The sequence below is a fragment of the Desulfotruncus alcoholivorax DSM 16058 genome (assembly GCF_000430885.1).
Lineage (GTDB): Bacteria > Bacillota > Desulfotomaculia > Desulfotomaculales > Desulfallaceae > Desulfotruncus > Desulfotruncus alcoholivorax.
Map to the genome: position 1 here is coordinate 208,099 of NZ_AUMW01000001.1, position 15,736 is coordinate 223,834.

Genomic DNA, 15,736 nt, shown 5'->3' on the forward strand with positions numbered 1-15,736 from the left:
TTTAAAAAAATCTAAAATATATACTTCGAGGCCAAGCATATGATTCCTGCCGCATTTTTAGTAATGAGCAAATTTTTAAAAAACGATAACGAACGATAACGGGGTCAGGCTTGAAACGATAACGGGGTCGATAACGGGGTCAGGCTTGAAACGATAACGGGGTCAGGCTTGAAATATTCACTTATTTGAAATAAGTGAATATTTCAAGCCTGACCCCAAAAGTTAAAAAGTTGACCCAAAAGTCAACTTTGTTTGGACACCGCGCTTAAGATGCCATTTATGAATTTGCCTGATTTTTCACCACTATAAAGTTTGGCCATTTCTACGGCTTCATTAATGGAAACCCCCAATGGAGTGCCTTCGAATAAAATTTCGTACAGCGCCAGGCGCAGTATATTTCTGTCCACCACGGCCAACCTGTTTATCTGCCAGTCGTGACTGTACCTGGCGATGGTTTCATCCAGCGCGGCCAGATTATTTACTGTGCCGTTTACCAGGTGCCGGGCAAATTCCAGGTCTTTTTCGGCCGGGGCGAAATTATCCTGTAAATAGCGAAAAGCTTCTTCAATATCAACTTTGCCCACTTCTAATTGGTAGAGCACCTGCATAGCCGATTCCCTGGCCTGTCTTCTTCCCATTACTTAACCGTCACCTTTCTCCCAACAAACGCAAAATTATATCCTTTATGTCCACCCGGTCGTCCAATTGCTTGCCGCCATAATAACCCAGAAAAACAAAAATAATAATCAACAGGGTTTTCAAGATGCCCCATACTATAATTGAGATGCTTATGCCCAAACCTACCAGCGCACCTATTATTTTACCCCGGTTGTTCAAGATCCATTCCAGTAAAAGGCGATTATCCATTAGCCTCTACTTCCTATTCCACCCTGGATTTGCGATTTGAAAAACTTTCCACCGCTACACGAACCTCATGTACGGTAATCCCCACCACATTATGAACCCGGTCCTTAACCTGTTGCTGCAGGCATTCAGACAGCTGCGGAACGCTAATATCGGGAGTAACCGTTACCTTAAGTTTAACACTGATGCCTTCATGAGCAGTCCCGACCCTGGCCCTGGCTTCTCTCACACCTTCCACGTTATATGCTTCCTTCTCAGCCAGTGATTCAATTGCTGGCAGTGAAACACGTACTTCGCCCAGGCTCCGCTCATGCACAACGGCCTGTTTCTTTTTGTGCTCCCCCCTGATGCTTTTCCAAACCAAACGGCTCCCCATGATAATATAAACAGCCACTAGCGCCCATAATACTTCCCTGTTGTCCGGCAGCGATATTTCCCGCCACAATCTCAGCCAGGGTTCCTGCCAGCCGGCCATAAACGCCACGGCAACCAGGCCTAATAAAGTCAGTGTTATACTGTAGATTGCCAGAATTCCCCGGTCAAAGGGCCCCATGCTCGATCCTCCCGGTTACTTCACCCTGTTTTCTTCAACTTCCGTTTCTTGTGCAAAAGCCACTCCCTGTACATTTACATTAACTTCAACAACAACCAGGCCGGTCATTTTCTCAATCGACTGTTTGACGGCATCTTGAATATTGGCAGCCACCTCGGGTATGCGGGTGCCGAAATCTACTACAATGTACAGGTCAACAGCTGCTTCCTTCTCGCCGACTTCTACCTTTACGCCCTTGGTCAGGTTTTTCCTGCCCAGTTTTTCTGTTAACCCGCCGACAACGCCACCGCTCATGCCCGCCACACCGGGCACCCGGGTTGCAGCCAGGCCGGCAATGATACTCACTACTTCTTCTGATATTCTAATCGAGCCCAGACTGTTTTTCTCTTCACGCAGTGCGCCTTCCTGCTGTTCCATTTACATTCCTCCAGCCCGTATTTACAGCAATTATATCACATGGAGGAAATTTTTCGCAATTTTTATCAGCCCATGATTCTCCTTTGGATAAAGTTGGTATATATTTCACCTCGTCTGAAAAAGGCATTGCGCAAAATCCGGCGGTGAAAAGGTATGGTTGTTTTAACACCTTCAATTTGCATTTCATCCAGAGCCCGCTGCATTCTGGCCACCGCTTCGTCCCTATCCCGGCCCCAGACAATCAACTTGCCCAACATGGAATCATAATACAGCGGCACCTCACAGCCCGCATATACGGCGCTGTCCAGTCGCACACCGGCGCCGCCGGCCGGGTGATACTTCGTTATTCTGCCCGGGCAGGGCGCAAAATCACGCAGGGGGTCCTCGGCGTTGATCCTGCACTCGATGGACCAGCCGTTAAATTGGATATCTTCCTGTTTAAACCCCAACTGCTCCCCTGCGGCGATGCGTATTTGCTCTTTTACCAAATCAATACCCGTAACCATCTCGGTAACCGGATGCTCCACCTGGATTCTGGTGTTCATCTCGATAAAGTAAAAGTTGCCATGCCGGTCCAGCAGAAATTCAACCGTTCCGGCGCTGCAATAATTGGCTGCCCTGGCGGCTAGAATTGCAGTTTCCCCGAGACGACGGCGCAGTCCCTCGTCCACCGCCACGGAGGGCGATTCCTCAATTATCTTTTGGTTGCGGCGCTGGATGGAGCAGTCTCTTTCACCCAGGTGTACCACATTGCCGTGGTTGTCCGCCAGAATTTGAATTTCAATGTGGCGTGGTTCTTCAATGTATTTTTCCAAATAAATCTCACCGTTGCCGAAGGCTGCGGCTGCCTCGGAGCGGGCCGTCTCCATCTCTGTAATCATTTCGCCCTCATATTGGGCCACCCGCATCCCCTTGCCCCCGCCGCCGTACGACGCCTTGATTAAAATGGGGTAGCCGATCCGCCTGGCCACCTCCAAAGCCTGTTTTTTATCTCCGGTCAGACCGTCAGAGCCCGGCACCAGCGGCACTCCGGCCTCCTTCATGGCTTCCCGGGCCAGCACCTTGTTGCCCATTTTCCTGATGGCACCTGCGGGGGGACCGATAAAAGTCAAGTCATTGGCCGCGCACATTTCCGCAAACAGCTCGTTTTCGGCCAAGAAACCATACCCGGGGTGAACGGCGTCCGCCCCCGTTATTTTGGCGGCGCTGATGACGTTGGTGATATTGAGATAGCTGCGGCCCGGCGAAGGCGGTCCGATGCAGACCGATTCGTCCGCCATGTGCACATGCAGGCTTTCCCGGTCGGCCTCGGAATACACTGCAACCGTTTTTATATCCATTTCCCGGCAGGCCCTGATAATTCTAACGGCTATTTCCCCCCGGTTGGCAATTAATATTTTATTGAACATTTTTACCACCTATTTCTGTTAATCCTCCTGCACAACTATCAACGGCTGGCCGTACTCCACGGCCTGGGCGTTTTCCGCCAAAATTTCAACCACAGTGCCGCTTACTTCGGATTCTATTTCATTCATCAATTTCATTGCCTCGATGATGCACAGGGTCTGTCCTTTTTCAACTCTGGTCCCCACTTCAACAAAAGGTTCGGCATCAGGGGCGGGGGCACGGTAAAAAGTCCCCACCATGGGTGATTTAATTATTGTTCCTCCCGGTTCAGTTGCTTTGGGTGACCCAGCCTTGGGAGGCGCCGGCGGGGCCACGCCGCCTTGGTTTTTTTCAACCTCGCCGTCCTCGTGGCCGGTGCTTTCCCGGGTGGACCCCGCCTTTCTGATTGCCAGTTGCACTCCGTCACTGTTCAGAGAAAACTCGGCAATATCAGTTTGATTGATTATTTGGATCAGCTCCTTAATTTGTGCCAAATCCATTTCATGTACCTCCTTTGGACTGTTGGTGGAACCTTTTTTATCCGGTGCCTGCCCCCAAATTCCTTTATTTTCTAAATAATTTTTCGTGATTTGAGGGAAGACGGCATATGAGATAACATCTTCAGCCGAGCGTGCCAATCCCTGCAGTTCATTCCCGGCCTTTTGCATCTTTGGCTCCAGCAAATCGGCAGGGCGGCAGGTGATGGGCTCTTTGCCGGCCAGCACCTTGCGGGCGATTGCTTCATCCACGGGGGCCGGCGGCTTTCCGTATAATCCTTGGAAATAAGCTTTGACCTCTCCCGGCACCAGCTTATACCGTTCACCCAGCAGCACGTTTAATACCGCCTGGGTCCCGACAATCTGGCTGGTCGGGGTTACCAAAGGGGGATAACCCAATTCCCGGCGCACCTTGGGGATTTCATCCAGCACTTGCGGCAGCAGGTGGGCCGATTTCTGCTCTTCCAGCTGGGTTACCAGGTTGGTAATCATTCCTCCCGGCACCTGGTGTTCAAAAACCCTCATGTCGTTAATCCGTGTAACGCCGCGCTCGTAACCCCTCTCTTTACGCACCTCTTCAAAGTACCCGGCGATTTCAAACAGCAGGGCCATGTCCAAGCCGGTATCGTACGGTGTGCCCTGCAGCGCCCGGACCACGGTTTCCACCGGGGGCTGCGAAGCGCCGAAGGCCAGGGGCACTGAAGCCGTGTCTATTACGTCCACCCCGGCCTCAACAGCCTTTAGATAAGTTGCCAGGGCCAACCCGCCAATATAATGACTGTGTAATTGTACCGGCAGCCCTATTTTTTCTTTTAATTTACTGATCAATTCGTAAGCCTGATACGGCGTCAGCAGTCCGGCCATATCTTTGACGCAAATTGAGTTGACCCCCAGTTCCTCCAACCTTACGGCGGTCTCCAGGTAGTGCCCTGTATTATGGACGGGACTGACCGTATAGACCACGGAAGCCTGCACGTGGGCACCCGTCTTGATACCTGTTTTAATTGCCGTCTCCATATTGCGGATATCGTTTAAGGCATCAAAAACCCTGATAATATCAATGCCGTTTTCCACCATTCTGGTGACGAATGCCTCAACCACATCATCCGGATAATGCTGGTAACCAACCAGCGATTGTCCTCTAAGCAGCATTTGCAGCGGCGTTCGTTTAACATGAGACTTGATTATGCGCAACCTTTCCCAAGGGTCTTCATTCAAATAGCGCAGGCACACATCAAACGTTGCGCCCCCCCAAACCTCCAGCGAATGATAACCCACCCGGTCCAGTTTCTCAACTATAGGCAGCATATCGTCGATGCGCATCCTGGTAGCCCATAAACTCTGGTGTCCATCACGCAATGTGGTATCGGTAATTTTTACTCCAGGCATTATGATCTCCTCCCAAAAAGAAAAGGTTGTTTATTTTGTAAACAACCCATTACACATAATGAAATTATATTATTTTTTGTGAAATTTTAAATAGTTTTAGCGCAAGTATACAATATTTCGACCAAATACACTGTATACAGTACAATATATATGGTATTCTTTTATGAATTCAGAATTCAGACGTCCATGCCGCTGGCGCGGCACCAGCAGGGGAATAAAAATCTATTTTCAGGACAGTAGCCAGAATTACAATTTAGGAGCACAGCCCTTGAAACACATTTTTCAGTCCAGCTATAAATACTGATTAGTTATTAAAAATCTTTTGTTATGATGATTACATTATCCGCTGTTACGCCGGTGCTTTTCGCCACCAGTTGGGCCAAATCGGAGTTGTCCCTGGAAGCAACCTCTTTTTGACCCGGCTGAACAACCACGGTTACGCTATCCCCGTCCAGGAAAACTGCAGCGTCCTTGAATCCCCTGGCCCTGAGCAGGTTCTCCAGCTCCATCTCCTTGGAAATACTACTGCTGATATCTAAAAATTTTTCATGAGCGGTTTTGCGCGTTTCTTCATCAATGGAGGAGGAGGCCATTACCTCCCGCAGCAGTTCCACCTGTTTACCCCTGGCTCTTTCCCTGTCCATGCGGTATTCCACAAAAAAAGATTCGGGATCCGAAATGTCACTTTGCGTCTGCTCTGAACTTAAATCTTGTTTATCCTCAGTTTTTGCGTCTCCGGTAAGGGAAGGTGTTGGTGGCTGCCCCGGCTGGCTGATGGAAACGCTGGCAGTTTCCGTCTTGTTAAATATGCCGGCTATTTTTTGAGCCGCGCCGCCGAAGCCGGCGACACATAAGGCTATCCCCAAAAGGGCCAATAAGCCCAGCGCAATTTTTTTGCGGTTAATTTTTATCACCTTGATCAATGTAATCCCTCCTTCTTCATTGGCAGAACAATAACCTTTTGGGGCTCAACGCCCAGTGCCACCTGTGCGGCCCGGAACAAATCGGCTTTTACCCTGGGGTCACCCGCCCCCTCGGCCACCACCAGCACCCCGGCCACCTCCGGCGCCATTTCCCGCTCCAACACAGGCCCTTCGTAGCCCTGGTCACTCTTGCTGAGCACCACTGTCCCGGAATTGGTGTTTTCAGTAATCTGCCTGGTGCCGCCGCTCTGGTCCTTTTCCTGGGTGGTTTTTAGGCCGGACGTTGTATTGATGGCATAGTTATTATAAGTAGATGTGGCCAGGTTTACCGAAACCTCTACCCGCCCTGCCCCTGAAACATCCTCCAGCATTTGTTGCAGTTCCATGGCCAGTGCCTTTTCCTCCTTGCTCATGAGGGAATCACCGGCTGCACTGGTTTTCACAGCATCTTCCGGTTTCTGGCCGCCCTGCGGCTGCGTGTACCCGGGAGCTGGTTTTCCGGTGCCGCAGCTGCCGAGCATCATTAATAAAACCCCCAGCATTAAAAGCAGCAGCAGCAACCAAAATTGCCTGTTGCGTGGGTTAAAGATGTCTTTTTTATCCATGCTCATCACCTCGCACCAATGATTATTAATTTAGAATTCAGTAGTCAGAATTCAGTAGAGATTTCTTACATTCCACTTGAATTGTAGCCAAAAATTATTCTGACTCCTGACTCCTGGCTTCTGACTCCAAATGATTACCTAAATTCAAACCGCACTTGATCAGGTTTTAAATTGTAAAATTGCGCCACCGCCCTGGCCACTTCACCGGCGGCTTTCTTTTCTTCCGGTGAAACTATAACTTGATTGTTTTCCATTTGACTGGTCATGCTATTGCCTAACTCTCCAATCTCCACCGGAGCCACATTTATGTTTTTTTCACTATGAGCCTGTTCCTTGGGTTTTTCAGCATTTGGACCGAAGATGATTGTGATTTCATTAATATCATTCAACTCACCACCTAAGCTAACTAAAACTTCCGCGGGATTCACACCGGGATTTAACCTGGCTATGGTTAGAATCTGGCTGGCAATTCCCTGCTTATACTGTTCAACTGCTTCATTCCGGTTTAATTCAGAGAGTTTCTTTCCCGTGGCGATAATATCATCCAGTGGCGGCGCTTCGCCTTCTGCATTGACCTTTAACTGCGGGACTTCCTTCATCACGCTCAGTTTAAGAGCACCGGCAGCCGTTTGCACCACAGCCAGTATTACTAAAAGCCCCATCACCATTTTGACATAGCGGCGCATGTCCCCCTTGGGCAGAATCATCTCAATAAAAACCGCCAGCAGCACGATAACCACTATAGTTTTAATCAGCTCGCGGATCATATCCATGTTTTAGCACTTCCTATCCAATCTTTAAGGTAACCACTACTATTGGTTATTGTATCGCCCTACTTTCGCCATTGCGTGGAGTATAGATTGCCACGAAAGTTTCACTCCTCGCAATAACATAGACCGGTGTTAGTGCAGCATTACGGTAATATTGCCAAGACCAACCACAATGGCCAGGGCAAAAAAGAACAGCAGTCCTACTGTGGCCACAGCGGCAAAGACCGTAATCAAGCTGTTGCCCAGCCCGTTCAGGCAGTCGCTGATCCTGTCTTCCCCCACCGGCTGGATTACCGCGCCGGCCAGTTTGTAGATCAGGGCTATAGTGATGATCTTAATCAACGGTATCACTACAATCATGGCTATAATCAGAACTCCGGCAATGCCTACTGCGTTCTTCATTAAAAGGGATGATCGGATAACAGCCTCCAGGGCGTCGCTGAACATGCCCCCCACTACGGGAATAAACGTTCCCGTGGCAAATTTTGCGGTGCGAAAGGTTAAACTGTCACCCACCGCGCCTGCCACTCCCTGAATAGCCATAACCCCCAAAAAGATGGTGCTCATCAGTCCCATCAAGCCCATTGCCGCACCCTTGCACAGGCCGGCAAGCTTGGACACCTGAAATTGTTTGGACAGCCCGTTTACTATTTCCAGCACTGCGGCAAAAAAAATCAGCGGCAAAATAATATTCTTGATGACGGTGCCAAAGACAGCTATGGTAATAAATACAACCGGGTGGAATATGGCTGCCGACGCGATGCCCCCTACCGCAACCAGCAGTGTAAGCAACAGGGGCAGGAGGGCCTGCATGAAGATAACCATTTTATCCACAACTTCCCGCCCCATATGGATAGCAAGCCCGAAAGATCCAATGGCCAGCGTGATAATTACCAGGTAGGCCACCATGTGAGTCAGCTGCCCGGTGGTTCCCTTTTCAAACGCACCCGTTAGGTTCTGCAGAACAGCGCAAATTACGGCCAGCACCACCAGTTTTCCCAGAAGAGCGGAATTGGCCACCACCTCGCGGAATATATATTTAATACACTGGTTAAAAATTTCCGTAGGCTGCAAAGATATTTTTCCCGTTGCAATACCTTTAACCAGAGAGCGAAAGTCTGTTTCCGGCAGGGCGCTTTTGATGTCATTATCCATACGGTTAACGAAATTCTGGATTTGATCCATGTCCAAATCGCCCAGTTGCTCATCCAACCCCTTTTCCGGTTCCGGGGCCGCCCAGGCAGCTACGGGGAGAATTGTAGTTAAAAATATAAACAGGGTTAGAGCCAGGTATATTATTTTTTTCAAAATTAATCACCCCTTTGCACCCCTTACCTGCCCCCTACGGAATCAACCGTAACAGCGCCTGCAATACCGCCACTACGATAGGCAGCGCCAGCATGAGCACCATAACTTTGGCCGCCAGTTCCACTTTTACCGCAATGGCGCCCTGCTCCGCGTCCCGGCAAATCTGGGCTATGAAATCTGCGATGTAGGCGATGCCAATAATTTTCAACAACGTACCCAGGTAGAAAGAACTTATATCGGCGCGCTCGGATAACTGTCTCAGGATATCGATGATTGCCCCTACTTTGCCGATTACCAGCAGGAATATAATAACGCCAACCGCTATCCCCAGCAGCATGGCCATAGGCGGCTTTTTGTATTTAAGCACCACCGCCAGTACCGCCCCAATTAAGGCGATGCTGGATATTTGAAATACAAAGTCCACGCTACCACCGCCTAAAACAGTTTAAATACAGATTTTACCTCATCGAAAAGAGTGCCCAGCATCTGAATAACCATAATCAGCACCACCGCGATTCCCGTAAGGGTTACCGCAAACCCGTAATCCTCCTTCTCAGAGTTCTTCAGCACCATGTGAGCAACGGCCACCAGAATTCCAATCCCGGCAATTTTGAAAATTAAATCGATGTTGGCACCCATAAGCACTCCTCCTTTTTTTTTAATAAAGGGCCAATACTATTACCAGTCCGCCCAGCAAGCCAACATAGTTCCACATTTTGACGTTCTTTTGGGCAGATTCTTCCGCCGCAGCCAGGGCTGCTTTCAGCTGTTCCGCCGCCAGCCGGATATGTTTTCCCTGATCATCACGATCAGAAATACCGATACTGTTGCCCAGCCCCCTGACGATGGACAAGTCGCTTTCACCAAGGGAGCTGCGCGGGTAATACCACTGCAATGATTCGCTCCAGGTATCGCGGGCCGGCTTTCCGCTGCCGCTTCGCAGTTCAGCGGCAATGCGCCCGAACAGGGCGGCGGCGGGAGAACCCATTTGCTCTGCAGTCCTGGCCAGCGCCTCCGGCAGCGGGGTCGCCACGTAAGTTATCTCGGTTTCCAGCATCTGCAGAGCAGTAATTAATTGACGCAGCTCGCGCGGCCTGCGGGAGTACAGGCCGGCCTTTTTCCACCCGGCCAACCCGCTGGCTGTGACAATGAGCAATCCGCCAATCAGTTTGATCATTGTTTCACCCCCAGCTGAAGAAGATCACTGCCGGTATATATTTTTTCCACTGTTCCCACACCCCGGGACCTGCCCAGTTGCACAAACCGTTCGATAATATTAAGCTGCAGCAAGTATTTCAGCGCCGGTCTTGCAGCCAGTTCCCGCAGTGATGAGCCGTGGATGGTTACAATAACGCGCACTCCGGCATTAAAAACCTCCTCCAGCGCCTTAATGTCCTCCATTTTTCCTATCTCGTCGGTGACGATAACGTCCGGTGACATCGACCTGAGCAGTATCATCATCCCCTGGGCTTTGGGACAGCCATCCAGCACGTCTGTTCTGACCCCGACGTCCATTTGGGGGACGCCCCGGTGGCACCCGGCAATTTCAGAACGCTCGTCCACCACACCCACGGTACGGCCCGGAAAATTAAACCCCGGCACACCGTCGCTGATTTGCCGCACCAGGTCCCTGAGCAGGGTGGTCTTGCCGCAGCGCGGCGGGGAGAATATCACCGTATGATAAACGCTGCCGGTTTTATGGTCGATCAGTTTATTAAGCACGCCGCCGGCAATACCTTTAACTTCCCGGCAAACCCTGATGTTTAAGCCTGAGATGTGCTTAATGGTTTTAACTCGCCCGTTATCTAAAACAGCTTTCCCGGTCAGTCCCACCCTGTGCCCGCCCGGGAGGGTCAGGTACCCGTTTCTCAGCTCTTCTTCCAGAGCATAAATGGAATAGCCACTGATGTTATGAATTACTTTTTCCAAGTCGGAGGCTTCGATTACAAATGCGCCGGCGGGTATATGATTAACCGAACCGTCTCGCCGTACGAAAAAGTCAGCACTTCCCACCCCCAGCATCAGCGGCCTGTCCCGGCGCAGCCTGATTTCCTCCAGTTCGGAAAGGTAACGCTGCGGCACGGCGCTGATAATCTCTTTCAGCCCGGGCGATAAAAAAGATACTATTTGCTGCCAGGCTCCTTCCGCCGGTATAGCGGTTTTTGCTGCTGTTAATCCGGTCAACGTTATCCTCCTTTCCCAAAATGGTTTGGGTATAAGCCCGTCCTCATTTATAAATGTGTATTTGTGCTGCTGGAAAAATATGCCCATATAACCACAAAAAAATAGAACCGACAATTCGGTTCTATTTTTTAAACTTTGTAATTAATGCTTCCTGCTGAGGATGCCGCGCCAGCGGCATGGGCGTTTCCTAGAACTCATACGGCCAGGCCTGAAGGCCGCCCTCCATGTATTTAACATCCCCGAACCCGGCTCCCTTTAATGTGCGCAACGCCTCGTAAGCCCTGGTGCCCAGGGCGCAAAGCACTACAATCTCCTTGTCCCTGGGGATTTCGTTGATCCTTTCCCGCAGGTCGCCCAGCACCACCAGCATAACCCGGTCGTCTTTTAAATGGCGCATATTGAACTGGGCCTCGGTGCGCACGTCAAGAATCACCATGTCATCGCCGCGGTCCATTTTTTCTTTCAGCTCTCTTGCGCTGATTGTTTCGGCCAGCCCGGCCACTTTGTTGCGCACGATATTGGCCGCGTGCGCGGCCACATCAATAGGCGTGGAGAAGGGCGGGGCGTAGCCCAGGTCGACTTCAGCCATCTGGTCCACGGTGGCATTAAAAGTAATGGCCGTGGCCGCAACGTCGATCCGTTTAACTGCGTCGCCCAATCCAACCGCCTGGGCGCCGAGAATTTTGCCCGTGCCTTCCTCGGTAATCAGCTTCATCATTACCATTCCATGCTCGGGATGGTAGTGCGTGCGGTCGAAGCCGTGGAAAACCCCGGTTACAACCTTATATCCCAGGTCGCGGGCCTGCTTTTCGCCCAGGCCGGTCCGCCCGACATTGAAGCCCATGGCACGCATTACGGCTGTGCCCAGAACGCCCTTGAATACGGTGTTTCCTCCGGTGATGTTGTCTCCCACTACGCGGCCCTGCCTGTTGGCCGAGGTGGCCATGGGCAGAAATACTTTTTTGCCGCTGACCAGGTGCGTAGTTTCGGCGCAATCGCCCAGGGCGTAGATGTCCGGGTCGCTGGTCTGCAGGTATTCATTGACTGCGATGGCGCCGGTATCCCCGATCACCAGGCCGGCCTCGCGGGCCAGTTTGACGTTCGGGCGCACCCCTACCGCCACCACAACCAGTTCGGCGTCAACGGGTCCTTGATCCGTGATAACCGTGGTAACATTACCGTCTTCGTCACCTTCCAGCTTCAGCACTTTATGACCAAGGTAAAACTCAATGCCCTGATCCGTTAGTTTTTTAGCCAGAAACTCAGCCATATCAGGATCCAGCATACCCGGCAAAATCTGATCCTGGAGCTCTATCACCGAGCAAAACATGTGCAACTTCATCAGCGCGTCGGCAGTTTCCAGCCCGATCAAACCGGCCCCGATAATGGCCGCCTCGCCGCCTTCACCGGCACCAAGAATTTCCTTAATTCTTTGAGCATCTTCGGGATGATTGAGCTTATGTACCCCTTTTAAATTCAAGCCTTCAATGGGCGGCACGAACGGCTCGGCCCCCGTGGCCAGCACCAGTTTGTCATAAGGCAGTGTTTGCTTTTCTCCGGTTTCAAGGTTTTCAATCAACACTTCTTTTTTGTCCCTGTCAATGGACTTGGCCTCGGTGCGGGTCAACACCCGGCACCCTTTTTCCCGCCAGAAATAATCTTCATCCCTGATAACACCGTAGGTGGTCTCAAACAAAAGTTCAAATTTATGAGTTTCACCCGACAGGTAATAGGGCATACCGCACCCGGCATAGGATATTAATTTACCTTTTTCAATGATGGTTATTTCCGCTTCGGGATCCAGCCGGCGGGCCCTTGCCGCAGCTTTCGGCCCTGCGGCCACACCACCGATGATAACGATTTTTTTGCCCAATTTTCCCACCCCGCTTGATAGTTATTTTAAACTGGTTATGAACAATACTCCATTTTACTCCTTAATTGTAAATGGTACATGCTGTGCAGTCAAGAACCACCCGGTTTATTTATCTGTTATATTTGCATATTATAATAAAAAAATTGGGCGACAGGATAGCCTGCCGCCTTTTTTCGGTCTTTTTTATTTTATAAGTCTTTATCATAAGTCTTCATCCATAGCTGTTAAAGCCCGGCCCGTTATTTCTTCCGCCTCATCGGCGGATTCAAAGCTATCATCGTTAACAAAAACAACTTCATCACAATTGGGACAGGTTACTTCGATAATATCATCATCCTCAATTATACCGGAATCGAACAAAACAGTTTCACCGCAGCGAGGGCAGTCCACCTCCACATAATCTTCCATATCATCTTCATTTAAGTCTGCTTCTAGAGAATACAGGTCTTCGTCGATGGTCTCAACGTAATCTTCCAGTTGTTCCTGGGCGTTTTCAAGTTCGGAAAACGAGTCAGCAAAATCTTCCAAAACGCTGATAATATTTTGAATTATTTTTCCTTCCTTGCTTTCGCCCTCAAGGTTCAGCCCGGTTGAAAGTCCCTGAAGGTAAGCCACTTTAGATCTAAGGTCGGACATTAAGAAACCCCCTTTGGTTTTCCAAGATACATTTCAACAAAAATAGTATCCCTCGCACCGGGGGTTTTTAAACATATATTTCCTAAACTCTTTTGATGTAATGGCCTGTACGGGTATCTATCTGCAGGACATCACCGGTATTAATAAAAAACGGGACCTGAACCACATAACCCGTTTCCAGTGTCGCCGGCTTGGAACCGCCCGAAGCGGTATCGCCTTTGATGCCGGGCGCTGTTTCCACCACTTCAAGTTCAACATAATTGGGCAGTTCCACACCTATTGAGCGCCCCTGAAAGGTCAAAATGGTTATGACCATATTTTCCTTTAAAAATTTAATGGCATCTTCCAGCTGGTCTTTGCTCATGGCAAACTGGTCGTAGGTTTCCATATCCATAAAGTTATAATCGGATCCGTCGTTATATAGATACTGCACTTCCCTGCGTTCCACCCTGGCCCGGGGGATTTTTTCACCGGCATTAAAGGTTTTGTCTACCACAGCGCCAGTTCTGAGGTTTTTTAACTTGGAGCGGACAAAAGCCGCACCCTTGCCGGGCTTCACGTGCTGAAAGTCCACCACCTGGTAAACGTCACCCTCCAGCTCAATGGTTAAACCTGTGCGAAATTCATTGGTTGATATCAAGTTCCCCGCCTCCTAAAAAAGTATTCAGAATTCAGTAGTCAGAATTCAGAATACTGCATAAACGTTTTCTTATACTGGCTTCTGATTTCTGACTCCTTAGTAATTACATTTAAGAAAGAATAATTAACTTGTCCTTTGGTGACTTCGTCAGCACCCGGCAGCCGTCCTTTTCCACCACAACACTGTCCTCAATCCTGACTCCGCCAACTCCGGGGAGGTAAATGCCAGGCTCCACCGTAACCACCATTCCTTCACGCAGCACGGTATTATCCCTGGAGGACAGGCGCGGCGCTTCGTGCACCGCCAGGCCCACTCCATGACCGGTCCCGTGCCCGAAATACTCGCCATAACCATAGGATTCAATTACTTGGCGGGCCGCGCCATCCGCCGAACTGGCGGTTACGCCGGCCTTGACTGCCGCAAGCCCGGCCAATTGAGCCTCCAGCACGATGGAATAAATCTTCTTTAATTCTGCCGGCGGCTCGCCCACGGCCACTGTCCTTGTCATATCGGAATTGTAGTTATCAAAAACAACACCATAGTCCAGGGTAATGAGGTCACCATAACCGATAACCCTGTCCGTGGCGGTACCGTGCGGCAACGATGACCTGGGGCCGGATGCGATGATAAATGGGAAAGCCGGGCCCGAAGCACCTTTTTTGCGCAGGTATGTTTCCAGTTCCAACTCTATCTCCTTTTCACTGGTGCCCGGTTTAATCCGCCCGCAGATATAATTAAACCCATCGTCCAGCAAGGACATAGACCTGGCGATAGCCAGCAGCTCACTACTGTCTTTAACCTGCCTGTTTTGTTCAACCACACCCGTTACCGGAATAAGTTCAACGCCTTTAAGCTTGCATTTTAATTTTTCATAAAAATGATAACTTATGTAGTCGGCTTCAAAGGCCACGGATTTTAAGCCCAGCGAGCCGGCAATATCAGCGAGTGTGTCTTCCGTTGTTTCCCGTAATTTATAAATTTCAAGGTGCGGGCTTTGTTGTTGGGCCTGTTCAATGTATCGAAAATCAGTGACAAGGAAAGACTTATTTTCTGTAACCAATACGGCACCGGAACTACCGGTAAATCCGCTAAGATACAGCCTGTTTTCCGGCTGCATAACCAACATCGCGCCGGCACCGCTTTCAGCCAGGTAACCGGCAACTTGTTTAACTCGCTCCATCATTGGATAATGTCCTCATTATTAAGTGTCATTTAGTGTCCCCCGGTGCACAAATGCGCAACCGCCCTTAATGCCAGCAAATAACCAGCCGCGCCGAAACCGGAGACCTGCCCGGCTGCCACCGGCGCTATCACCGAATGGTGCCTGAATTCCTCCCGGGCGTAAATATTGGAAAGATGAACCTCAATCACCGGAAGACTGATAGCGGCAACAGCATCGCGCAGCGCGTAGCTGTAATGGGTGAAAGCCCCCGGGTTAAAGATGACAGCGGAGAAATTATCTCTTGCATCGTGCAGCCGGTCTATCAGCGCACCTTCGTGATTGGATTGGAAAAATTCAAGCTCAACGCCCAATTCACCGGCCAGAGCCAGCATCGAGGATTGTATTTGATCAAGGGTAACAGCACCGTAAACGCCGGGTTCACGCAGCCCCAGCAGGTTTAAATTGGGTCCGTTTAAAACTAGTATTCTCACGCTTTTCTCCTTAAAAATACTGGAAATATTTTAACATA

19 protein-coding genes are annotated in these 15,736 nt (G+C 50.1%); all 19 read right to left on the reverse strand.

The features are described from left to right. Nucleotides 1-242 precede the first annotated feature (242 nt). Nucleotides 243-638 (reverse strand): transcription antitermination factor NusB, encoded by a 396-nt coding sequence (gene nusB / locus H569_RS0101120; protein ID WP_027363452.1) that lies wholly within the window; start codon nt 636-638, stop codon nt 243-245. Nucleotides 639-648: 10 nt separating this feature from the next. Next, nucleotides 649-867 carry a DUF2273 domain-containing protein gene (locus tag H569_RS0101125; RefSeq protein WP_027363453.1) on the reverse strand — a complete coding sequence of 73 codons (219 nt, stop codon included), beginning with the start codon at nt 865-867 and terminating at the stop codon, nt 649-651. 13 nt (nt 868-880) lie between these two features. Next, nucleotides 881-1,417: an alkaline shock response membrane anchor protein AmaP gene (amaP, locus tag H569_RS0101130; protein ID WP_027363454.1), complete on the reverse strand. Its 537-nt coding sequence runs from the start codon at nt 1,415-1,417 to the stop codon at nt 881-883. A 15-nt stretch (nt 1,418-1,432) separates the two neighbouring features. Then, nucleotides 1,433-1,834 carry an Asp23/Gls24 family envelope stress response protein gene (locus H569_RS0101135; protein WP_027363455.1) on the reverse strand — a complete coding sequence of 134 codons (402 nt, stop codon included), beginning with the start codon at nt 1,832-1,834 and terminating at the stop codon, nt 1,433-1,435. 65 nt (nt 1,835-1,899) lie between these two features. Next, a complete protein-coding gene (gene accC, locus H569_RS0101140) occupies nt 1,900-3,243 on the reverse strand; it encodes an acetyl-CoA carboxylase biotin carboxylase subunit (protein WP_027363456.1) in 1,344 nt (447 codons plus the stop codon). 18 nt (nt 3,244-3,261) lie between these two features. Further along, nucleotides 3,262-5,106: an acetyl-CoA carboxylase biotin carboxyl carrier protein gene (gene accB, locus H569_RS0101145; RefSeq protein WP_027363457.1), complete on the reverse strand. Its 1,845-nt coding sequence runs from the start codon at nt 5,104-5,106 to the stop codon at nt 3,262-3,264. Nucleotides 5,107-5,417: 311 nt separating this feature from the next. Further along, the gene (locus H569_RS0101150) at nt 5,418-6,020 is read right to left on the reverse strand and encodes a SpoIIIAH-like family protein (RefSeq protein ID WP_238492440.1); all 603 of its coding nucleotides are present in this window, start codon (nt 6,018-6,020) and stop codon (nt 5,418-5,420) included. A 5-nt stretch (nt 6,021-6,025) separates the two neighbouring features. Continuing rightward, nucleotides 6,026-6,634, reverse strand: a complete 609-nt coding sequence (locus H569_RS0101155) for a hypothetical protein (RefSeq protein WP_114679237.1) — start codon at nt 6,632-6,634, stop codon at nt 6,026-6,028. A 134-nt stretch (nt 6,635-6,768) separates the two neighbouring features. Further along, on the reverse strand, nt 6,769-7,407 hold the full coding sequence (locus H569_RS0101160) for a stage III sporulation protein AF (protein ID WP_027363460.1): 639 nt from the start codon (nt 7,405-7,407) through the stop codon (nt 6,769-6,771). Nucleotides 7,408-7,536: 129 nt separating this feature from the next. Continuing rightward, on the reverse strand, nt 7,537-8,703 hold the full coding sequence (gene spoIIIAE, locus H569_RS0101165; RefSeq protein ID WP_407638014.1) for a stage III sporulation protein AE: 1,167 nt from the start codon (nt 8,701-8,703) through the stop codon (nt 7,537-7,539). A gap of 43 nt (nt 8,704-8,746) precedes the next feature. Then, nucleotides 8,747-9,136: a stage III sporulation protein AD gene (gene spoIIIAD, locus H569_RS0101170; RefSeq protein ID WP_027363462.1), complete on the reverse strand. Its 390-nt coding sequence runs from the start codon at nt 9,134-9,136 to the stop codon at nt 8,747-8,749. Nucleotides 9,137-9,147: 11 nt separating this feature from the next. Then, entirely contained in the window at nt 9,148-9,351 is a 204-nt protein-coding gene (gene spoIIIAC / locus H569_RS0101175) for a stage III sporulation protein AC (protein WP_027363463.1), read from the reverse strand. Nucleotides 9,352-9,370: 19 nt separating this feature from the next. Then, entirely contained in the window at nt 9,371-9,889 is a 519-nt protein-coding gene (gene spoIIIAB / locus H569_RS0101180) for a stage III sporulation protein SpoIIIAB (RefSeq protein WP_027363464.1), read from the reverse strand. Further along, a complete protein-coding gene (spoIIIAA, locus tag H569_RS0101185) occupies nt 9,886-10,896 on the reverse strand; it encodes a stage III sporulation protein AA (protein ID WP_238492437.1) in 1,011 nt (336 codons plus the stop codon). The genes spoIIIAB and spoIIIAA overlap by 4 nt, the downstream gene beginning before the upstream one ends. Before the next feature lie 187 nt (nt 10,897-11,083). Then, complete coding sequence (locus H569_RS0101190; RefSeq protein WP_027363466.1) at nt 11,084-12,769, reverse strand: FAD-dependent oxidoreductase; 1,686 nt, start codon at nt 12,767-12,769, stop codon at nt 11,084-11,086. Nucleotides 12,770-12,970: 201 nt separating this feature from the next. Next, nucleotides 12,971-13,405: a CD1247 N-terminal domain-containing protein gene (locus tag H569_RS0101200; RefSeq protein ID WP_027363467.1), complete on the reverse strand. Its 435-nt coding sequence runs from the start codon at nt 13,403-13,405 to the stop codon at nt 12,971-12,973. An 82-nt stretch (nt 13,406-13,487) separates the two neighbouring features. Continuing rightward, a complete protein-coding gene (gene efp, locus H569_RS0101205) occupies nt 13,488-14,045 on the reverse strand; it encodes an elongation factor P (protein ID WP_027363468.1) in 558 nt (185 codons plus the stop codon). A gap of 109 nt (nt 14,046-14,154) precedes the next feature. Then, nucleotides 14,155-15,228, reverse strand: a complete 1,074-nt coding sequence (locus H569_RS0101210) for a M24 family metallopeptidase (protein WP_027363469.1) — start codon at nt 15,226-15,228, stop codon at nt 14,155-14,157. A gap of 29 nt (nt 15,229-15,257) precedes the next feature. Continuing rightward, complete coding sequence (gene aroQ / locus H569_RS0101215) at nt 15,258-15,698, reverse strand: type II 3-dehydroquinate dehydratase (RefSeq protein ID WP_027363470.1); 441 nt, start codon at nt 15,696-15,698, stop codon at nt 15,258-15,260. Nucleotides 15,699-15,736: the final 38 nt, after the last annotated feature.

Bases quoted from the DNA above. Each gene is read 5' to 3' on its own strand.
- nusB (WP_027363452.1), bottom strand. From the start codon at position 638: ATGGGAAGAAGACAGGCCAGGGAATCGGCTATGCAGGTGCTCTACCAA.
- H569_RS0101135 (WP_027363455.1), bottom strand. From the start codon at position 1,834: ATGGAACAGCAGGAAGGCGCACTGCGTGAAGAGAAAAACAGTCTGGGC.
- spoIIIAC (WP_027363463.1), bottom strand. From the start codon at position 9,351: ATGGGTGCCAACATCGATTTAATTTTCAAAATTGCCGGGATTGGAATT.
- accC (WP_027363456.1), bottom strand. From the start codon at position 3,243: ATGTTCAATAAAATATTAATTGCCAACCGGGGGGAAATAGCCGTTAGA.
- spoIIIAB (WP_027363464.1), bottom strand. From the start codon at position 9,889: ATGATCAAACTGATTGGCGGATTGCTCATTGTCACAGCCAGCGGGTTG.
- H569_RS0101125 (WP_027363453.1), bottom strand. From the start codon at position 867: ATGGATAATCGCCTTTTACTGGAATGGATCTTGAACAACCGGGGTAAA.
- amaP (WP_027363454.1), bottom strand. From the start codon at position 1,417: ATGGGGCCCTTTGACCGGGGAATTCTGGCAATCTACAGTATAACACTG.
- H569_RS0101210 (WP_027363469.1), bottom strand. From the start codon at position 15,228: ATGATGGAGCGAGTTAAACAAGTTGCCGGTTACCTGGCTGAAAGCGGT.
- H569_RS0101160 (WP_027363460.1), bottom strand. From the start codon at position 7,407: ATGGATATGATCCGCGAGCTGATTAAAACTATAGTGGTTATCGTGCTG.
- accB (WP_027363457.1), bottom strand. From the start codon at position 5,106: ATGCCTGGAGTAAAAATTACCGATACCACATTGCGTGATGGACACCAG.
- H569_RS0101200 (WP_027363467.1), bottom strand. From the start codon at position 13,405: ATGTCCGACCTTAGATCTAAAGTGGCTTACCTTCAGGGACTTTCAACC.
- H569_RS0101155 (WP_114679237.1), bottom strand. From the start codon at position 6,634: ATGGATAAAAAAGACATCTTTAACCCACGCAACAGGCAATTTTGGTTG.